General features: G+C 40.7%; 2 protein-coding genes and 1 pseudogene. 2 read left to right on the top strand and 1 reads right to left on the bottom strand.

The annotated features are described in order from the left end of the window. Positions 1 to 267: DUF6702 family protein (locus Q0L68_RS19725; protein ID WP_366938428.1), on the bottom strand; the 267-nt coding region annotated here is incomplete at its 3' end. Positions 268 to 349: 82 nt separating this feature from the next. Here Q0L68_RS19725 and Q0L68_RS19730 point away from each other — a divergent pair. Next, complete coding sequence (locus Q0L68_RS19730; RefSeq protein WP_296705955.1) at positions 350 to 931, top strand: HupE/UreJ family protein; 582 nt, start codon at positions 350 to 352, stop codon at positions 929 to 931. Between the two features lie 18 nt (positions 932 to 949). Continuing rightward, positions 950 to 2,245, top strand: a pseudogene (locus tag Q0L68_RS19735) (M1 family peptidase); the annotation flags it as partial.

The following is a 2,245-nucleotide window of genomic DNA, read 5'->3' on the forward strand; positions in this document are numbered from 1 at the left end:
TTTTCCATCTACCCAGATTTTGTTCTGTTCCTGTAAGTAGGCTTTGACTTGCTCCTCAAATATATTCTTATCAGTAGGATTTAATACATCGATGGAAGTGCCATGAAATTTCTCTAAAGAAACTTCCAGATCATCCCAAAATATTTTCTCTGCTATTTCTAATTTTTGGCTGGTTTGATTGTACCTGATCTCGGTGAGACTGATGAAAAAAGGGTGGGTACTAACCAGCCATCCCAAAGAAATAAGGCACATATAAAGATGTTGCATTTGGTAATAGTCTTTTGTCTTTTGTGGGAAATATCCTGTATTATTGCCGCAATTTACTTCTTTCGAAGTAGTTCTACCCTATATGAGTTCCTTTCAATTGTACTTTCGTTTGGGTGTTCAGCATATTTTGGACATTCAAGGATACGATCATATTTTATTTGTATTGGCACTTTGTGCGGTATTTATTCCTAGAGATTGGAGGAAAATACTCGTGCTTGTCACTGCATTTACAATAGGTCACTCTCTTACTTTGGCCTTGGCTACATTTAAAGTGATCAAAGTCAATACGGAACTCATTGAGTTTTTGATTCCTGTCACGATCGCCATCACCGCATTTATCAGCTTACTCCGGCCAAAGCCTGCATCGGGAAAAGGTGTAACGATCAATTATATCTTCGCCTTACTCTTTGGATTAATCCACGGGCTTGGTTTTTCCAATTACTTGAGAAGCTTGTTAGGGCTGGAGAATTCGATATGGCAGCCACTCTTGGCTTTTAATCTAGGTCTTGAATTGGGACAATTGGTTATCGTAGCCTCCTTTTTATTAGCTACCTCTATATTAGTTGGGATCGCAGGAGTGAGTAGGAAAGAATGGACTTTGATCGTTTCCTCTTTTGTCTTTGGAATTGCGCTTATGTTAATGTTAGAAATGAAATTTTGGTAATAAATCACCTTTAGTAATATGAAGAAAATAGGAATAATCGCTACCATGGCTCTTTTGAGTGTGACAAGTGTTTTTGCTCAAAACAGATCCGAGCAAAATCATGCGGAACGCTTTGAGCAGCTAGGAACAATGCTTCGCACGCCAAATGTGTATAGAACAGCTTCTGGTGCTCCAGGCCATATGTACTGGCAGCAGCAGGCAAACTATGTGATCAATGTCGAATTAGACGATGAAAACCAATCTATCAAAGGTTCTGAGAAAGTAACTTATATCAATAATTCTCCAGATCAATTGACTTACCTATGGGTTCAATTGGAAGAAAATCAACGTGGCGCTGATTCCAATTCTCCGAAGGTTGCAGAGAGCTCCATCAACAACAGAATGACCCTTCGCACCCTGGAAGGAATCATCTGGGCGAATGAGGATTTTGGTTACAAAGTTCTGGAAGTAAAAGATGCCAAAGGCAATCCACTTCCTGTGACGGTAAATAATACCATGATGCGAATCGATTTACCAGTACCTCTGAAAGCTGGCGATTCTTTCACTTTCGGAGTGGAGTGGTCTTTCAATATTACTAATAGAGTAGGATATATCTCAGGTCGTCCTGGATATGAATACTTTGAAGGCGATGGAAATTACCTCTACACGATGGCTGAATGGTTTCCAAGAATGGCTGTTTACTCTGATTTTGAAGGATGGCAAAACAAACAATTCCTAGGAAGAGGGGAGTTTGCATTGGTTTTCGGTAACTATGAAGTGAATATCACGGTACCTGCTGACCATATGGTCGGTGCAACAGGTGTTTTACAAAACCCAAGTCAGGTGCTTTCTTCTACCGAATTGGAGCGTTGGAATAGAGCCAAGCAAACTTATGATGCTCCAGTCGTGATCAGAACTCAAGAGGAAGCTACAGAATTAGAGAAAGGAAAATCAACGGAGAAGAAAACCTGGAAATTTAAGGCTGAAAATGTAAGAGATTTTGCTTGGACATCTTCCAGAAAATTCATTTGGGATGCGATGGCTGTGAAGCAAGGTGGTAAAGATGTCATGGCCATGTCTTACTATGGCAAGGAAGCGAATCCTCTTTGGGGTCAGTATTCTACCCGAGTGGTGGCTCACACCATCAAATCTTATTCTAGCCATACTTTTGATTATCCATATCCTACCGCAATCTCGGTAGAAGCTGCCAACGGGATGGAATATCCAATGATCTGTTTCAACTATGGTCGTCCTGATTCGGATGGTACTTATTCTGAAGCGGTGAAAAACGGAATGATCGGCGTGATTATCCACGAAGTGGGTCACAACTTCTTC

It is taken from the genome of Algoriphagus sp., assembly GCF_024642405.1.
GTDB lineage: Bacteria > Bacteroidota > Bacteroidia > Cytophagales > Cyclobacteriaceae > Algoriphagus.

What these genes read in the sequence shown, in the direction of transcription:
- Q0L68_RS19730 (WP_296705955.1), top strand. Translation starts at nt 350, where the DNA reads ATGAGTTCCTTTCAATTGTACTTTCGTTTGGGTGTTCAGCATATTTTG.